General features: G+C 72.3%; 14 protein-coding genes. 9 read left to right on the forward strand and 5 right to left on the reverse strand.

The annotated features are described in order from the left end of the window. Positions 1-345: 345 nt before the first annotated feature. A complete protein-coding gene (locus tag ACFOVU_RS28260) occupies positions 346-585 on the forward strand; it encodes a hypothetical protein (protein ID WP_378538483.1) in 240 nt (79 codons plus the stop codon). A gap of 25 nt (positions 586-610) precedes the next feature. Here the strand turns inward: ACFOVU_RS28260 and ACFOVU_RS28265 are convergent, their stop codons facing one another. Beyond that, complete coding sequence (locus ACFOVU_RS28265; RefSeq protein ID WP_378538485.1) at positions 611-1,963, reverse strand: FAD-dependent oxidoreductase; 1,353 nt, start codon at positions 1,961-1,963, stop codon at positions 611-613. Positions 1,964-2,172: 209 nt separating this feature from the next. On the opposite strand from ACFOVU_RS28265, the gene ACFOVU_RS28270 reads away from it, so the two are divergent. The 3 genes from ACFOVU_RS28270 to guaA all read left to right on the forward strand — a co-directional run bounded on the left by ACFOVU_RS28270 (position 2,173) and on the right by guaA (position 6,404). Then, on the forward strand, positions 2,173-3,747 hold the full coding sequence (locus ACFOVU_RS28270; protein ID WP_378538486.1) for a succinic semialdehyde dehydrogenase: 1,575 nt from the start codon (positions 2,173-2,175) through the stop codon (positions 3,745-3,747). 174 nt (positions 3,748-3,921) lie between these two features. Continuing rightward, the gene (locus ACFOVU_RS28275) at positions 3,922-4,563 is read left to right on the forward strand and encodes a DUF4232 domain-containing protein (protein ID WP_378538488.1); all 642 of its coding nucleotides are present in this window, start codon (positions 3,922-3,924) and stop codon (positions 4,561-4,563) included. Between the two features lie 254 nt (positions 4,564-4,817). Continuing rightward, positions 4,818-6,404 (forward strand): glutamine-hydrolyzing GMP synthase, encoded by a 1,587-nt coding sequence (gene guaA, locus ACFOVU_RS28280; protein WP_378538489.1) that lies wholly within the window; start codon positions 4,818-4,820, stop codon positions 6,402-6,404. A 78-nt stretch (positions 6,405-6,482) separates the two neighbouring features. Here the strand turns inward: guaA and ACFOVU_RS28285 are convergent, their stop codons facing one another. The 4 genes from ACFOVU_RS28285 to ACFOVU_RS28300 form a co-directional block, all read right to left on the reverse strand. After that, positions 6,483-7,088: a cadmium resistance transporter gene (locus ACFOVU_RS28285; RefSeq protein WP_378538491.1), complete on the reverse strand. Its 606-nt coding sequence runs from the start codon at positions 7,086-7,088 to the stop codon at positions 6,483-6,485. A 77-nt stretch (positions 7,089-7,165) separates the two neighbouring features. Further along, the gene (locus ACFOVU_RS28290) at positions 7,166-9,640 is read right to left on the reverse strand and encodes a M48 family metalloprotease (RefSeq protein WP_378538493.1); all 2,475 of its coding nucleotides are present in this window, start codon (positions 9,638-9,640) and stop codon (positions 7,166-7,168) included. Positions 9,641-9,728: 88 nt separating this feature from the next. Next, complete coding sequence (locus ACFOVU_RS28295) at positions 9,729-10,190, reverse strand: hypothetical protein (RefSeq protein ID WP_378538494.1); 462 nt, start codon at positions 10,188-10,190, stop codon at positions 9,729-9,731. A 155-nt stretch (positions 10,191-10,345) separates the two neighbouring features. Continuing rightward, positions 10,346-12,460, reverse strand: a complete 2,115-nt coding sequence (locus tag ACFOVU_RS28300; protein ID WP_378538495.1) for a HelD family protein — start codon at positions 12,458-12,460, stop codon at positions 10,346-10,348. Positions 12,461-12,803: 343 nt separating this feature from the next. On the opposite strand from ACFOVU_RS28300, the gene ACFOVU_RS28305 reads away from it, so the two are divergent. The 5 genes from ACFOVU_RS28305 (at position 12,804) to ACFOVU_RS28325 (ending at position 17,256) form a co-directional block, all read left to right on the forward strand. After that, positions 12,804-13,523 carry an MIP/aquaporin family protein gene (locus ACFOVU_RS28305; protein ID WP_378538497.1) on the forward strand — a complete coding sequence of 240 codons (720 nt, stop codon included), beginning with the start codon at positions 12,804-12,806 and terminating at the stop codon, positions 13,521-13,523. A gap of 85 nt (positions 13,524-13,608) precedes the next feature. Continuing rightward, complete coding sequence (locus ACFOVU_RS28310) at positions 13,609-13,974, forward strand: hypothetical protein (protein WP_378538498.1); 366 nt, start codon at positions 13,609-13,611, stop codon at positions 13,972-13,974. Beyond that, positions 13,967-14,380: a hypothetical protein gene (locus ACFOVU_RS28315; RefSeq protein ID WP_378538500.1), complete on the forward strand. Its 414-nt coding sequence runs from the start codon at positions 13,967-13,969 to the stop codon at positions 14,378-14,380. Before ACFOVU_RS28310 ends, ACFOVU_RS28315 begins: the two co-directional genes overlap by 8 nt. Positions 14,381-14,424: 44 nt before the next feature. Further along, entirely contained in the window at positions 14,425-15,294 is an 870-nt protein-coding gene (locus tag ACFOVU_RS28320; RefSeq protein WP_378538501.1) for a sulfurtransferase, read from the forward strand. A gap of 306 nt (positions 15,295-15,600) precedes the next feature. Further along, on the forward strand, positions 15,601-17,256 hold the full coding sequence (locus ACFOVU_RS28325; protein WP_378538503.1) for a trypsin-like peptidase domain-containing protein: 1,656 nt from the start codon (positions 15,601-15,603) through the stop codon (positions 17,254-17,256). The last annotated feature ends 56 nt before the right edge of the window (positions 17,257-17,312 follow it).

Raw genomic sequence — 17,312 nt, forward strand, 5'->3', positions numbered from 1 at the left:
CGACGACACCCCCGACGGCGGCGAACTCACCGATACGGCCGGCGTCGACCCGGTCTTCCGGGTGGAGTACCTCATGGGCCGACCGGTATCCGACTAGCGGCCCGGCCCGGACGGCCGGCCAGGTAATCGGTTGGGCCCGGGGATCCTTCGCGGGCGCGCGAGCATCTCGCCGGGTCGGGGGTCCGGGTCATGAAGATCTCCGTCATCGCGGGCAACGATGGGGCCCTGCGCTTCTACGAGCGGGAAGGTGCCGTCGATTTCGTGAAGACGCTGGTCATGCCGGTCTCAGGGTGATGGCGCACAGGCCGTTGCGGACGTGCCCGCAGCTCAAGGAAGGGGTGCTCCATGGCGATCCTCGTGCTCTTCACCAAGACCGGTGAGGGGCCGGACACCGTCTCCTATGCGTGCGGCTTCGACGGGAATTCGGAGGAGTTCCACTTCACCCTCGGCACCGGTGACCTCGAACTGCGGGACCGGACGGACGGCGAGCCCGTCCCCCACGCCGTGCTGTGCGCGCGGTCCAAGGCCGTGCGCATGTTCCGCGAGACCGGCACCTGGCCGGCCCGCGGCGCCTACTGCGCCTGACCCCGCGCCGGGCCGCGCTTCGAGGTCACGACGGCCCCTGCGCGGTGGCCCGCGTGACGGTGGGGACCCGCTTCTGGGCGGGGACCAAGGGGGCCGAGCGCTCGGGCGAGTGGATGTGCTCGGGCCGGATGCCCTGCATCATGACCCGCGCCACCACCCGCGACCAGCCGCGGATGCCCGGCGCCGTGCGCAGGGGGAACGGGATGTGGGGCTCCTCCGTCGCCGAGAGCACGCGCCGGATCACCTGGCGCTGGATGACCTGCTGGAACAGCTGGGTGCCCGCGGTGGCGGCCCAGCGCCGCTGCTGCACGCGGGCGAGCAGCGCCGGGTTGAGCGTCCGCTCGAACCGCCGCGGGTCGGCCTGCGCCCGCAGCAGCGGCTCGGACAGCAGGTTGGCCGATGCCACGGCGTCCTGGATCGCGAGGTTGATGCCGACCCCGCCGATCGGCGACATGGTGTGCGCCGCGTCGCCGATGCACAGGTAGCCGGGGCGGAACCAGCGCCGGAGCCGGTCCAGGCCGACCTCGAGGTAGGCGACCTTGTCCCAGCCGTCGATCTCGCGGACGTTCTTCTCGCCGAGGAAGGGCAGCACCTCGAGCAGCCGCTCCTGGAACTCCTCGATGCTGCGGGTGCGCACATCGTCGGCGCCGTCGGCGTCCTTGGGGATGAGGTAGGCGACCTGCCAGTAGTCGCCGCGGTCGATCGCGACCGCCATGGCACCGGTGCCCAGGCGGCCGTTGAGCCCGACCTCGGGGGCGTCGGGGTCGCGGGAGACGCGCAGCCACAGGACGTCCATGGGTGCGCCCAGGTCGACCGGGACCAGCCCCGCGGCGTCGCGCAGCCGTGATCGGCGCCCGTCGGCGGAGACCGTCAGCACGGCGTGCAGCTCGCGCTCCTCCTCGGAGCCGTCCTCGCCGCGCTGGATGTAGCGCAGGCCGCGCACGGCCCCGTCCTCCTCGATCGGCGCCGTGGCCTCGGCGCGCATCAGCAGCCGGAACCCCGAGTACCGCCGCGCGTGCTCGACCAGCATGTTGAGGAAGTCCCACTGCGGGATCAGCGCGATGTAGGGGTGCGGCCACGGGTACCGCGACAGGTCGGCGGCGACGAACGGCTGCTCCGCCGCGCCGATGGTCAGGCGGGTCGCGTTGCGGTGGGGGATGCGCTCCAGCTCCTCGCCGAGGCCGAGCTCGTCGAGGAGTTCCAGGGTGGAGGGGTGCACGGTGTCGCCGCGGAAGTCGCGGATGAAGTCGCCGTGCTTCTCCAGCACGGTGACCTCGACCCCGGCCCGGGCGAGCAGCAGCCCCAGCATGATCCCGGCGGGCCCGCCCCCGGAGATGGCGACGGTGGTGGTGTCCGTGTGCGTCTCGGTGTGCGTCATTGCAGCCTCCCAAAGACCGCGTCTCGTGTTGCGTCGAAATTAATTCAACGCCTGATGAAATGGAACCCCCGTCACCCGTCCCCTGTCCAGGGGGCGGCGGCTGTGATGTGGGCGACGTTGTCGCACCCAGGTCCTCTGCCCCGACGGAGCCGCGAAAACGTGGTTACCGGTGGGTAGTCAGGCGTCGGCGGGCGGACTAGGCTCCCGGCATGGCACCCGCCGCCCGCCGCCCCACGGAGGCACCGATGCTCGATCCCTCGCTGATCAGCAGGCTCACCCGGCGCGTCGCCGCCGCCTCCGGCGCCACCTCCACCACCAGCGCGCCGTTCACCGGCAAGCCGCTCGCGGAGCTGCCGCAGTCGTCCGCTGCCGACGTCGCCGGCGCCTTCGAGCGCGCCCGGACCGCGCAGGCCGCGTGGGCGGCCCTCCCGCCGCGCGACCGCGTGGCCCCGTTCGAGCGCTTCCACGACCTCGTGCTGGACCGGCAGCGCGAGATCCTGGACATCGTGCAGTGGGAGACCGGCAAGGCGCGGCGGCACGCCTTCGAGGAGGTCTACGACGCCGCCGGGGGCACCCTCTACTACGCGCGCCGCGGCCCGGCGCTGCTCCGCCGCCGGCGCACCCCGGGCGCGGTGCCGGGGGCCACCCGCACCTACGTGCACCACCAGCCCAAGGGCGTCGTCAGCGTCATCACCCCGTGGAACTATCCGCTCACGCTGCCGGTGGCCGACGCCGTTCCGGCGCTGATCGCGGGCAACGCCGTCGTCGCCAAGCCCGACACCCAGACCGCGCTGACCGCGCTGTGGGCCATCGACCTGCTCGTCGAGGCCGGGCTCCCCGAGGACCTGTGGATCCCCGTCCTGGGCGAGCCCGCCGAGATCGGCGACGCCCTCGTCGACCACGCCGACCACGTCTCCTTCACCGGGTCCTCGGCCGTGGGCGCGCACATCGCCCAGCGCGCGGCGGCCCGGCTGGTGAGTTGCTCAGCGGAGCTGGGCGGCAAGAACCCCGCCATCGTCTGCGAGGACGCCGACCTCGACCGGACGGTCGAGGGGGTGCTGCGGGCGTGCTTCAGCAACGCCGGGCAGCTGTGCATCTCCATGGAGCGCATCTTCGTCCACGACGCGATCCACGACGACTTCGCGGGTCGGCTGGCGGCGGCGGTCGGCGAGATGACCCTCAACGCCGACCTCGACTTCACCGCGGACATGGGGTCCCTCACCTACCGGCGCCAGCTCGACCGGGTGGCCGCCCACGTCGAGGACGCCCGCGCCAAGGGGGCCGACGTCCTGGCGGGCGGCCGTCCCCGCCCCGACATCGGCCCGCTGTTCTACGAGCCCACCCTGCTGGCCGGGGTGACAGAGGACATGGACGCCTGCGCCGATGAGACCTTCGGCCCGGTGGCCGCCGTCCACCGCTTCGCCGACGAGGACGAGGCGGTCGAGCGCGCCAACGCCACCGGTTACGGGCTCAACGCCAGCATCTGGACCCGCGACGTCGCGCGCGGCAGGCGCCTCGCCGAACGGATCCGCAGCGGAACCGTCAACATCAACGAGGGCTACGGCGCCGCATGGGCGAGCTACGACGCCCCGATGGGCGGCATGAAGCGGTCGGGCCTGGGCCGCCGCCACGGCGCAGAGGGCCTGCTGCGCTACACCGAGCCCCAGACGATCGCCAGCCAGCACCTGGTGGGCCTGGCCGGCCCGCCCGGAATGGACGGCGAAACCCTCGCCAAGACCCTCACCCTCGGCGCCCGGCTGATGAAGCGGTTCCGCATCCGGTAGGGGCGCGGGACCCTCCGGCATCGGGTACCCGGACACGTCCGGAGGGTATTCTTGCAGGTCAGGATTATTCTGAGAATTTTTCGCGTCTTCGGCGAACCAAGATCGTGGCCCTGGCATCGCACATAGTGCATTCGCAATTAAGCCACAAAGATGCCTAGAAAGAGACGGTCCGAAATGCTGAAGAAGATCGGTGTGCGCTCGGCTCAGACGTTCGCTCTCGGGGCCGTCGTGGCCTCCGGACTCGCCATGGCCGCCCCGGCTTTCGCCGACGACGCGTCCACCGCCGGGCCGAAGGCCCTGGGCGCCCCGGCCGCCTCCGACAACGCGTCCGAGAACGCCGCTGAGAACGCGTCCGAGGTCGGCACGGCGAGCGTCCGGGACTGCACCGCAGAGGACTTCGTCACCGAGGAGACCCGCGACGCCGCCGCCGGCAGCGTGTACATCACCATCACCTTCGAGAAGCTGGAGCCGTCCGACCCCTACGACGACGAGGCGTGCACGATGTACGGGGCACTGGACCGGATGTACTGGGGCGACGAGGAGGGCGAGATGATCGGCGGGTTCGGCCGGCAGGTGGGCTCCGCCGACTCCGTGTTCGGCATGTCCCCCGGGGACCAGGCCACGGTGACCATCAAGCGCCCCAACCCGGAGAACTACGACGAGTCGGAGTGCGAGCCGACCGAGGTCGACGGAATGTACCTCCAGCTCTTCAACGACGACACGACGACCTTCACGAACACCGAGGGCCAGGACAGCGTGTGCGCCACCGAGCTGAGCGTCTCCACGGTCTCCGAGATCACCAAGGTCGAGGCCTGAGAGACCTGACCCTCCAGCCCACCCCGACCACGCCGAGCATGGGGGACGTGCCCGGACGGTCGCCATCGGGGCGGGTGGCGGACGGCATGACCTGAGCAGCGGCCGGGGCACCGAACGGGTGCCCCGGCCGACGTGGTCAAGGGGCCGGGGAGAACCCGATGGCCATGCGTGATCCTGCTCCGTGCGCGGCCCCGGTACCGGCGAATTAGACTGGTTGCGACCCACACCCCATCTACCTGCGGGAAGGCCGTTACGTGTCCCTTGCCGGTGCTGGCGACAGCACGTTCGACACCGTCCTCGTCGTGGACTTCGGCGCGCAGTACGCGCAGCTGATCGCGCGGCGGGTGCGTGAATGCAACGTCTACAGCGAGATCGTGCCCTCGACCATGCCCGTCGAGGAGATGATCGCCAAGAACCCGAAGGCGATCATCCTGTCCGGCGGGCCCTCCTCGGTCTACGCCGACGGCGCCCCGCAGGCGCCCCGCAGCCTGTTCGAGACCGGGGTCCCGACCTTCGGCATCTGCTACGGCTACCAGGCGATGGTCCAGGCGCTCGGCGGCACGGTCGCCAAGACCGGCCTGAGTGAGTTCGGCCGTACCGAGGTCGAGGTCACGGCCGGCTCCCTGCTCTTCGACGGCCTGCCCGCCAGCCAGACCGTGTGGATGTCCCACGGCGACTCCGTCGCCCAGGCCCCCGACGGTTTCGTCGCCACCGCCAGCACGGCGAGCACCCCCGTCGCCGCCGTGGAGAACCGCGAGCGCGGCCTCTACGGCGTCCAGTTCCACCCCGAGGTCATGCACAGCGAGCACGGCCAGGCCGTGCTGCGCCACTTCCTCTACGAGGGCGCCGGGTGCCGCCCCACGTGGACGATGGTCAACATCGTCGACGAGCAGATCGAGCGCATCCGCTCTGAGGTCGGGGCCAAGCGCGTCATCTGCGCGCTGAGCGGCGGCGTCGACTCCGCTGTGGCCGGGGCGCTGGTGCAGCGCGCCGTCGGCGACCAGCTCACCTGCGTGTTCGTCGACCACGGGCTGCTGCGCAAGGGCGAGGCGGAGCAGGTCGAGAAGGACTTCGTGGCCTCCACCGGCGCCGCCCTCAAGGTGGTCGACGCCCAGGAGCGCTTCCTGTCCGCTCTGGCCGGGGTCACCGACCCCGAGGAGAAGCGGAAGATCATCGGCCGGGAGTTCATCCGGGTCTTCGAGCAGGCCGCCCGCGAGGTCGTCGCCGAGGGCGGCGAGGCCGACGAGGACGTCGAGTTCCTGGTCCAGGGCACGCTCTACCCCGACGTCGTGGAGTCGGGCGGCGGCACCGGGACCGCCAACATCAAGTCCCACCACAACGTCGGCGGGCTGCCCGACGACCTCCAGTTCAGCCTGGTCGAGCCGCTGCGGGAACTGTTCAAGGACGAGGTCCGCCGCGTCGGCGAGGAGCTGGGCCTGCCCGCGGAGATGGTCTGGCGCCAGCCCTTCCCCGGCCCCGGCCTGGGCATCCGCATCATCGGCGAGGTCACCCGCGACCGCCTCGACGTCCTCCGCGAGGCCGACGCCATCGCCCGCGAGGAGCTGTCGCGCGCCGGCCTCGACCGCGACATCTGGCAGTGCCCGGTCGTGCTGCTCGCCGACGTCCGCTCGGTGGGCGTGCAGGGCGACGGCCGCACCTACGGCCACCCCGTGGTCCTGCGCCCCGTGAGCAGTGAGGACGCCATGACCGCCGACTGGTCGCGCGTGCCCTACGACGTGCTCGCCACGATCTCCAACCGCATCACCAACGAGGTCCGCGAGATCAACCGGGTCACCCTCGACATCACGAGCAAGCCGCCCGGCACCATCGAGTGGGAGTAGATCGGGGCGCGCTCCGGAACCACCACGCCCCCGCCGCTGTCAGCGGCGGGGGCGTTTTCACATCCGACGCCGGTCCGGTCACAGGCCGAACGCGCCGCCCTCGATGAGGATCACCAGCCCGATGCCGATGAGCACCACCGGCAGCAGGATGTGCCCCCACCGGCTGAGGACGCCGGCCACCGCGGGGCGGCTGGTGATGAAGTAGCCCGCCGCGCACCACACGGCGAGCAGAATCAGGAAGACCACGCCGTAGACGGCCATCCCCGCGAGACCCGCCGTTGCGAACACGGGGACGTAGACGCCGATGTTGTCGCCCCCGTTGGCGAAGGTGACCAGGGCGACCGCGGCGATAGCGGGTCCCTTGCCGGGAGCGGTGCCGCCGCCTTCCTCCTCGTCCTCCTTGCCGCGGTCACGCCAGACCTGCCACGCGGCGCGCAGGCCCAGTAGCAGGGGCAGCAGCCCCAGATACGGCAGCGCCTCCTCCGGCAGGAAGGTCGCGCCGAAGGCGCCCGCCAGCGCCACCGCCAGGATCGCCCCGAACCCAAGGTACTGGCCGATGACGATCCGCAGGGCGGAACCGCGCCTGCCCGCACCCTGTGCGAAGAACAGCGCCAGGATGACGATGTCGTCGATGTTGGTGACGGCGAACAGCAGAGCGGCCTGGACGATGATGCCCGGGGTCACGTTCGGTCTCCTCCGCGTTGTGCCGGTTCGTCACCGTAGCGGATCGACGGAGGGCGGGCGACGGGGGCGGTGTCGTCTCATTCTTTGGACACGACATCGCAGTAGTAGTTCACGGATCGAAAGAACCGCACGCTGCCCACCTCGGCTCCGTCGAGCACCGCGCCGCCCATGGCCGCGAGGACCGGGTCGCGGCTGGATGCCAGCGCGACGAGGGTGGACCCCCGGGAATCTTGGGGGATTCCCGGGATCGTGATGGTTTCCAGCGATGCGTCCAGGACGGTGGAAGCGGCATCGCATGCGCTGTCGCGGCTCACGGTCTCCGGCGCGACCTGTGTCGCTAATTCCGCCCGTTGCTCGGTGATCGGGGCGGCGGACGCCGACAGTTCCGGGACAAAGATCGCGCCCAGCGCGGTGGCCACCGCTGAGGCGGCCGCGATCGCTCCGCCGACCCGGTGCCGGAGCCGACGACTGGGGGAGGCCACGGGCTCATGCTTGGGCCGGAGCCGGTCGACGGCCCTCCGCAGCAGGGATCCGGCCAGCGCGCAGGAACAGAAGACCGCGAGCAGCGGGATGGTCACAAGAGTGACGGCGCTCGGATCCGCGTACCCTTCGCGCATCGTGTCCCAGACGGAGCCCCAGCAGGAGCCGGACGGATTCTGCACCGTGCACCCTGTGGCGGTGCCCACCACGAAGACGGCGGGTGCCGGCGCCGCCACTGTGAACGCGCACACGGTGGCGGCGCACAACGCGGCACCGGTCCGGCCGCGTCCGCCGATCCAGGCCCCGAGTCCAAGGCTCACCACCACGATCGCGAGCAACGTGAGGAGGCCGATGATGATGAGGGCGACGGACGTGTATCGCTGAAGCGAGGCGCTGGACGAAGGGCTGTACATCACGAGCGCCGCTGTCATCGCAGCGAAAGCGGCGAGGAGGACGATCCCTGCCGTCATCGGCATGTACGGGCGGCGCGCCAGTGTGCCCGTTCCCGTGGTCCAGGTAGAGGCGGAGACCGCGAAGGCCGCCGCGCATCCGGCCGCCGCGCATAACGCGGGGGAATCGGTGGCTGTGGTGAAGAGGGCCACTCCGACGGCGATCGGGCCGAGCCCGCCCTCGTTGGCCAGCGTTCCGGTGAAGCCGGTCCACCATGTGAACGCGCAGCCGAAGACCACCGCGCCGCAGAGGATACCGGCGGCGCATGCCGCACGTCTGCGCTGCGTGGCCTCCAGCCATATCCGCGCGCACAGTGCCGACCACCGGAGAAAGGCGAAGCAGACGGCCCACAGAGCCGCGGCCGACGCCATGGCGAGACCCGGATGCGGTGCCAGTAGGAACCCGGACCATCCGGGGAAGAGCAGATGGGGCAGCGAGTACCCGAGAAGTATTCCGGATGCCAGCGCGGTGGCCGCGGTACCCGCTCGGCGCAGGCGCACGGAACCCGCATGGACCGCGTTCCACACCTCCGCCGCGACAACGGCGCCGATCGGTGCGGCGAGCAGGAGGCCGACGTCCGGGCCCGCCTGAAACGGGGCGCTCGCGGTCACGAGCCTGCCGACGACTCCCAGGTGCAGGTAGCCGGTGCCCAGCGTGAGCCCGGCGATGAACAGGTCGCCTCGGCTGATGGCGGCGAGCGGGCGCGGATCGCCGAGGACGCGCAATCGGCTTCCGGGAGAGGGGTGATAGCCGCGGAACCGGCGCCACCACGTCGGTCGATCGTCCGTGGAGCGCATATCGGTGAGGATGGCGCGCAGGCCATCGCCGGCCGGGCCCGCTTGGGCCGCCCGGACGTCGGCATAGTGCTCGCGGGTGCGCAGGACCCGGGCGCGCATCGCCTGGAGGACGATCAGGGCGGGGACTACCGTGGCGATGGGTCCCAGCACGATCCTCCAGTACTCGGCCAGCTCGTTGGGCACCTGAACCGTGCCCGCGGCCAGCAGGAAGACCAATAGGGGAACGCCGAGAACGACCGCGAAGGCCCACCATGAGGCGATCGTCAGGTAGGTGAGTCCGACGTCGCGATTGCGCAGGTGGGCTTCTTCATGGCGGAGCACGGACAAGGACCGGATGTCGAGCCCGTGGCCGTCCTCCTGCTCAACGAGTAGGGAGGAGTCGACGGACATCCGGTACCGCCCGAATGCCCCGAACACGCGGGCGCCGCCCGTGGTGCCCCGAGTGATCAAGATGTCAACGCGGCGGCCTGCACGGTCGGGCCCGGTGGTCATCCCGGAGCGGGCGAGGCGGAGCGCCCCGTCGTCGGGATCGCGGACCGGGTTCAGCCGCCGAGCCAGAATGGCGGGATGGACCGCGTGGGCGGCCACGGTGAGCAGTGCCCAGATCGGTCCCGCAGCTATCAGGTAGAGAGCGATGAGTCGTTCCTGTCGGATGTGGCAGGTGAGGAATGTGTTGAGGACGGCGTGGTCGGAAAGCGCATCGGCCTCGGAGCGAACCTGGTCCGCGCATGACGCCGACGTAAATCCCAGCGGATCCACCCCATAGGCGAGCCCCAATGGCACGTACCAGATCCCCGCGTACATCGCTCCGACCGCCGCGGCCATGATGAGCAGGGCGAACCGGATCCGGGTCGCCGACGGCAGCAGGAACGGGTCGAACCGGTCGGCCGTCTGCTCTTCGACGGTGCCGGGATCAGTCGTCGTCACCGGGACCGCCCGGGCGCGTGAGTTCCGCGACGATCGCGGCGGCCAGGTCTCCCGCCTGTTCCGGCGGGATGCCGGTGCGCACGGCCCGTTCGGTGATGGCGGCGACGATGCCGGGGATCTCCGCCGAGCTGAGCGGCCGGATCTCCGTATCGGGGCCGGGTGCCGCGCGTCGCCGCAGTCGCAGCAGCTCCGCGATCCGGCGCCATGCCCGGTTCCACCAGGGGCGGATGGAATCGGCGATCGATTCGACGACCAGGTCGTGAAGTACCCCCAGCACGAAACCGGTGATCACCCCGACGGCGATCGAGCCGAACCCCAGCGGATTGTCGCCTCCGCGCTTCGCACGGCCCTTCGTGAAGAAGAACTCGTCGAGGACCTGCGGGTAGGCGGCCATTTCATCGGGGGCGATCTTCGCCACCACGGTCGCCGCGACGGAATCGATCGTCACGGGATTCGGCGGAAAAGGTCGTGTTTCGGACATCCGGGTCGACCTCCGAATCGCGGGGGAGCGGGAGGATAACGGTAAGTGATAACCGCGGAATTCTCCGGGGGCTCCCTTTTCTTTGGCGCGATCCGGCCATCCGTGTGTAACGGGCCCGGCCCTTAGGAACCCGCCTCCACCGAATGGCCGGCGAGCAGGTCCGGCAGCGGCTCCGTGTGCACGACGTGCAGGGTGGAGACCGCACGGGTCAGCACGACATAGAGGCGGTGCAGGCCCCGCGGCTCGGCGGCGACGATGCGGGCGGGCTCGGCGGTGACCACCGCGTCGAACTCCAGGCCCTTGGCCAGCGACGCGGGGACGCACACCAGCCGCTCGGCCTCCAGCGCGTCGTCGGCGGCGCCCAGTATCCCCGCCGCCAGCCCGGCGGCCGTGACGGCGGCGTGCAGGGCGGGCAGGTCGGTGTCGGCGGCGATCAGCCCGACCGACCCTTCCCCGGCCAGGGCGGTGCGGCACGCGCCGACGACCGCCTCGGCCAGCCCGCCGGCCCGCGCAGCGGCGATGTGCAGCGACCCGGGGGAGCGGCGGATCGCCACCGGGGCGCCGAGCCCGGGCGCGATCCGCGGCAGCAGCCGGGCCGCGAAGTCGATGATCTGCGCCGGGACCCGGTAGCCGCGGTCCAGGACGGCGAGCCGACCGTCGGGCTTGCCCAGGTGGTGCAGGAGGGTGTCCCAGTCGTCCGCCGCATTGGGCGCCGTGCCCTGGGCGATGTCGCCCAGGACGGTGCACGAGCCGCCGGCCGCGCGCCGCCCCAGCGCGCGGGCCTGCATCGGGCTCAGGTCCTGGGCCTCGTCGATCACGATGTGGCCCAGGCTCTCGGGGCGCTCGATGAGCCCGGCGGCCTCGTCGATCAGCGCGAGGTCGGCCTCGGACCAGCGGGCGCTCTTGGGGCCGCGCGGCCGCCCCGGCAGCAGGACCATCGCCTGCTCCTCCGGGGTGAGCAGGCCGTCGGCGGCGCGGGCGAGCCGGCCGGGATCGGTGAGCAGGCCCAGCAGCAGCCGCACGGGGTCGGCCTTGGGCCACATGGCGGTGACGGCGGCGCGGACCTCGCGCGTGCGCCGCACCTGGTCGTGGGTGCGGTCGTCGCACGCCTCGCCGGCCGCCTCCATGAGGCTGAGAACGGTGTGCGCGATGCGGTGGGCGAGCAGGTCGCGCCCTGCTCCGTAGGGCACCCCGCGCTCCCGCAGCTCCGCCAGCAGGCCGGCGAGGTCCTCGGGGTAGAGCCGGTAGCGCCGCGACCCCCGCTGCACCACCAGGGTCTCGGTGGCCGGCCGCGGCAGCGACCACAGGTCGCGGCGGATCACCTCGGCCATGCGGGCGTCGCCCTTGAGGCGGGCGGTGGCGGGGTCGTCGGCGGCGCGCACCGGGACGGTCTCCAGCAGTTCGCGCAGCGTGGTCTGGGCGACGTCGATCTCGCCGAGCGCGGGCAGGACGTTGCGGATGTAGGACAGGAACGACCGGTTGGGGCCGACGATGGCCACACCGGACCGGCCCAGCCGCTTGCGCTCGGTGTAGAGCAGGAAGGCGATGCGGTGCAGCCCCACGGCGGTCTTGCCGGTGCCGGGGGCGCCCTGCACGCACAGCGTGGTGGTGAGCGGGGCGCGGACGAGGTCGTCCTGCTCGGGCTGGATGGTCGCGACGATGTCGCGCATCGGACCGGTGCGGGGGCGCTCGATCTCGGCGGTCAGCAGGTGGCCGCCGAGGGCGGCCGCGGCCGGCAGGACGTCGCCCCCGGCGATGTCCTCGTCCTCGAATGCGGTCAGCTCGGCGGCGTTGCCGAACCCGTAGCGGCGGCGCACGCGCACGCCCATCGGGTCGGCGGGGCTGGCGCGGTAGAACGCCACCGAGATGGGGGCGCGCCAGTCGAGCACCATCGCGCGCCCGTGCTCGTCGTGCACGTGGCGGCGGCCGATGTGGACGCGGTCGGCCGCACCGCCGGTGTCGCCGCTCTCGCCCTCGCCTTCGAACACGGTCCCGGCGGCGAAGTCGAGCCGGCCGAAGAAGAGCGGGGTGTCGGGGAGGTCGGCCAGCGCCTCGGCGCGCAGCGCCCGTGCCTGCTTCAGCGCCTGGGTGGACACCCAGTCGCCGTAGACCTCGGGGGTCTCGGTGGCGAGGACGTCGTCGCGCATGCGGCGCAGGGCGTCGCGGGAGGCGGTGAGGTGGGCGCGCTCGGCCGCGATCTCGGGGTCGAGGGCAGGGGAGGGCTCGGGTACGGGCATGGGGTGGACCTCTGTGCGGGCGGGAACGGATGGACGGCGGCGGGTGCGTGGGTTCCCGCCCCGGGCCTGTGACCCGGTTCGTGCCGATCCTCAGCGCGCAGACGTGCAGTGCCGCCGGAGCGAAACATCGATGCTAATGCACCGCGCACCGCGTGGCAAAAAGGAAAGGCGGCGCGCCCGCCCCCGGTTCCCGGATCCGCCCCGCTTTTCCCCAGGATCGGGTAAAACCGCCGACACGTCCCCCGGGCCCTCGCGAACCGTGCCGTCCGCGCGATATCCGTGGCGTGACCACGGAATTCGCGGTCATCGTTCTTCGCTCGTCGCATCGGGGGTTCCTGTGAGTGTGAGTGTCTGGGCCGGCATTGTGGGCGAATTCTTCGGCACGGCGCTCCTGGTGCTGTTCGGTGGCGGCGTCTGCGCCGCCCTCGCGCTGAACAAGTCCAAGGCGAAGGGCGCGGGGTGGGTCGCCATCGCATTCGGGTGGGGGTTCGGCGTCCTGGCCGGCGCCTATATGGCCTTCCCGCTGTCCGGGGGGCACATCAACCCGGCGGTGACCGTAGGTCTGGCGTTCGCCACCGGCGACTTCTCCAAGATCCCCACCTACATCCCGGCGCAGGTGCTCGGCGCGATGCTCGGTGCCTTCCTGGTCTGGCTCACCTACCTGTGCCAGTTCCGGGAGTCGCCGGGCCCGTTCCTGAGCATCTTCTCCACCGAGCCCGAGGTCCGCCGCAGCGGGCTGAACCTCGTCACCGAGATCATCGCGACCTTCGCGCTCGTCTTCGTCATCGTCATCACCGGCGCCTACCGGGAGCTCCAGGCGTCGGGCACCGGGGTGCTGATCGTGGCCCTGCTGGTGGTGGGGATCGGGCTCTCGCTGGGCGGCCCCACCGGGTACGCCATCAACCCCGCGCGCGACCTCGGCCCGCGCATCGTCCACCAGCTGCTGCCGATCGCGGGCAAGCAGACCTCCGACTGGGCCTACTCCTGGGTGCCCGTGGTCGGGCCGCTCCTGGGCGGCGCCATCGGCGGCCTGCTCGGCGGCACGGTGGTGTCGCTGCTGTAACCCGCCCCCCGGCCCGGCCACCCGATTTCCCCGCCCGCCGAACCCGGTACTACATTGTGTCGTAGTAGAGGGAACGGAGGCGGGCGTGGTCGACGCGCTGACCACCACCATCGAGATCGCGTCGCTGATCATCGCCGTGTGGTGCCTGATCACCACCTTCCGCGACCGCCCGATGCTGGTCCCCCACCTGGTGGCCATGGGCGTGCTGTGGCTGCTCGTCATCGGGCAGGCAGTGGTCTCGGGCGTGCTGATGGCCGGAGGCGAGCGCCCCGCCGAGACCGTGACCTTCATCGGCTACCTCGCCACCATCGTCCTCATCCCCCCGGCCTGCGCCGTGTGGGGGTTCATGGAGCGCAGCCGGTGGGGCCCCGCGGTGATCGCCTTCGCCTGCCTCATCCTCCCGGTCATGATTGTGCGGCTGGAGCAGATCTGGGACCCCTCCCGTGTCTGAGCCCGCCTCGCGCACCGGGCCCGGGCGGGTACTGATCGCGGTCTACGCGGTCTTCGCCCTGGCCGCCACGGCCCGCGCCGCCGTGCAGATCCTCACGAGGTTCGAGGACGCCCCCCTCGCCTACCTGCTGTCCGCTGTGGCCGGGGCGGTCTACATCGTGGCCGCCGTCGGCATCGCCCGGCGCGGCCGCACCGCCCACCGCGTGGCCATGGTGTCGTGCGCCGTCGAGCTCCTCGGCGTGCTCGTGGTCGGCGGTCTCAGCCTCGCCTTCCCCGCCGCCTTCCCCGACGACACCGTCTGGTCCCGGTTCGGCAGCGGCTACCTGTTCATCCCGCTGGTCCTGCCGGTGCTGGGCCTGCTGTGGCTGCGCCACGTCCGCCGCCTGGAGCAGGCCGCCCCGGCTTGAGGGTGTGCGCCACCCGGCGCGGCGCGGCCGTGTAGCTTGCGGGCATGGCACCAAAGAACCGCAGCAGCGACCTGCCCGTCGTCGTCCCGGCCGAGCTGGTGGCCGAGCGCCGCGACGACTTCGTCGTCGCCGATGTCCGCTGGTACCTCGACGGCCGCTCCGGGCGCGCGGCCTACGACAGCGGCCACATCCCCGGGGCGGTCTTCGTCGACGTCGACGTCGACCTGTCCGCACCGGCGTCGCCCGAAGGCGGCCGGCACCCCCTGCCCAGTGCCGACGCCTTCGCCGCGACCCTGTCCATGCTCGGCATCGGCGACGGTGCCCGGGTGGTGGCCTACGACGACGCGGGCGGTTCGGTCGCCGCCCGCCTGGTGTGGATGCTGCGCGCGATCGGCACCCCGGCGGCGGTCCTCGACGGCGGTGTCCAGGCGTGGACCGGGCGGCTGGAGCGGTGGCCGGCCGAGCCCCGCCCCGCGCTGCGCAGTTCCGTGCCCTGGCCCGCCGACCGGATCGTGGACACCGCGACCGTCCGCGCCGGGATCGGCGACCCCGCCGGCCTGCTGGTCGATGCCCGCACCCACGTCCGCTACACGGGCGAGGCCCCCGCGCCCGTCGATGCGCGCCCCGGGCACATCCCCGGCGCCCGCAGCGCCCCCTGGGCCGGCAATCTCGCCGAGGATGGGAGGTTCGCCACACCCGAGCGGCTGCGCGAGCGGTTCGCCGCCCTGGGCGCGGACACGGCCGAAACCATCACCGCCTACTGCGGGTCGGGCGTGACCGCCTGCCACGACCTGCTCGCCCTTGAGCACGCCGGATACACCGGTACGCGGCTCTACCCCGGGTCGTGGAGCGCCTGGGCTCCCGACCCCGGGCTCCCGGCCGAGACCGGGGAGGGCGGCGGACGGCGGCCCTAGCGGGCGCCGCCATCGTGAACACACCGCGTGGCCTGCGGACTTTGGGTCAGTGGGCGGCCACGCGGCGGACCGTGTGAGAGGACGGGTGGAACTGGATCCATCGTCGGTCAGGATCGCCCGCCCGCGGGGACGACGCGCCGATGTCGCTTCTAACGGACAAAAGACGACCCGGTGGCGTGTCGTCCGAAACCGGGGGGCCGGGGTGGTGATGATGGACTCGAAACCCGGCCTTCCCGCCGTCTCACCGCGTTCTAACCCGAACCGACGATGCTCGTACCAATCAGGATGAGGATCCCGGAGGACCACATGAGCGCACCCGATTCCCCCCACGGCGACCCCGCTGACGGCACCGGCGCCCGGCGGCCCGACGATGTGCCCGGCGACGCCGCAGGCCAGTCCGCTTCCAGCGATCCCAGGTACGTCGATCCGGTCTACCCCGAGCGCGATACGGGCGGGCCCGCCTACGGCGAGCCGTCCGGGCCCGCCGACACGACCCTGTGGTCGACCCGCTCCGCCGGCGCCGCATCGGGGCCGGAGGGCACCCCGGAGCCGCCGGCTCCCGGAACGCCGGGCGGCTACGCGATCGGCGCCACCGGGCACGCACCCCACGCCCCGCACGCGGGCTGGCACGGGCCCCACGGCGACACCCGCGCGTTCGGCGCGTCCGCAGCCTCCCCGTGGGACACCGGCACCACCGGCACCGGTCCCCACCCGGGCGCCACCACCGGATCGTTCGCCCGCCCGCCGGAAGGCGGTGCCGCCGGCGGAGGACTGCCGCCCACCCCGCCCGAGGCCGCGTTCGGCATGCCGGCGCCCGGCTCCGGCCCCAAGCGCGAGCCCTTCTTCAAGCGCAACAAGGTGCTCGGCGTCGCCGCCGTCACCGCCCTGGCCACCAGCCTGATCGTGGGGCCGGCGGCCGCCATCGTGACCACCCGGCTCCTCGACGGAGGCGGCGTCAGCTCCCTCACCGGCCCCCCGTCCGGCTCGGCGTCCTCCGGCACGGTCAGCACCGTCGCGGAGTCGACCCTGCCCAGTGTGGTGTCCATCCAGACCAGCGAGGGCAGCGGCGGCAGCGGCGTCGTCATCAGCGACGACGGCCAGATCCTGACCAACAACCACGTGGTCGCCGGCGCCAACGGCCCGGTGCTCGTGCAGTTCAACGACGGCAGCGAGGCCGAGGCCGAGGTCCTGGGCGCCGACCCGGTGTCCGACCTCGCCGTCATCCAGGCCAGCGGGGTCAACGGCCTCACCGCCGCGAGCTTCGGCGACTCCGACCGGGTCGAGGTCGGCGCCGACGTCGTCGCCATCGGCTCCCCGCTGGGGCTGTCGGGGACGGTGACCTCCGGCGTCGTCAGCGCCGTCGACCGCCCCGTCAACACCGGCAACGCCGGCCAGCAGCCCGAGCAGCAGGACCCGCTCGCCCCGCCGGACGAGGGCGGCCAGTCCTCCGGGCTGCGCACCGCGACCGTCATCAACGCCATCCAGACCGACGCACCGATCAACCCCGGAAACTCCGGCGGGCCGCTGATGAACATGAGCGGGGAGGTCATCGGGATCAACACCGCGATCCTCACCGCGGGCCAGGGCGCCGAGGCCGGGTCGATCGGGCTGGGCTTCGCGATCCCGATCAACCAGGCCCGGACGATCGCCGCGCAGCTCATCGAGACCGGGACGGCCGAGTACGCCGCGATCGACGCCACCATCTCCGAGCCGCGCCAGGGCACGGGGGCGACCATCGTCGAGACCTCGCGCGGCGGGGCGGCGGCCGAGGCCGGACTGGAGCGCGGCGACGTCGTGACCTCCATCGACGGCGAGTCGGTCGAGAGCCCGGACGCGCTGATCGCGGCGGTCCGCTCGCACGAGCCCGGCGACACCGTGACCGTCGGCTACACCCGCGACGGCAACGACGCGGAGGTCGAGATCACGCTGTCGGCCCAGTCCGCCGAGAGCATCGGCGGCTGACCCGGTCGGCCGGGCCGGGGCGGGTAGGGGGGCGCTCCGGACCGGTGTGGCGCGGC

This window comes from Nocardiopsis sediminis (assembly GCF_042650565.1).
Classification (GTDB): domain Bacteria; phylum Actinomycetota; class Actinomycetes; order Streptosporangiales; family Streptosporangiaceae; genus Nocardiopsis_B; species Nocardiopsis_B sediminis.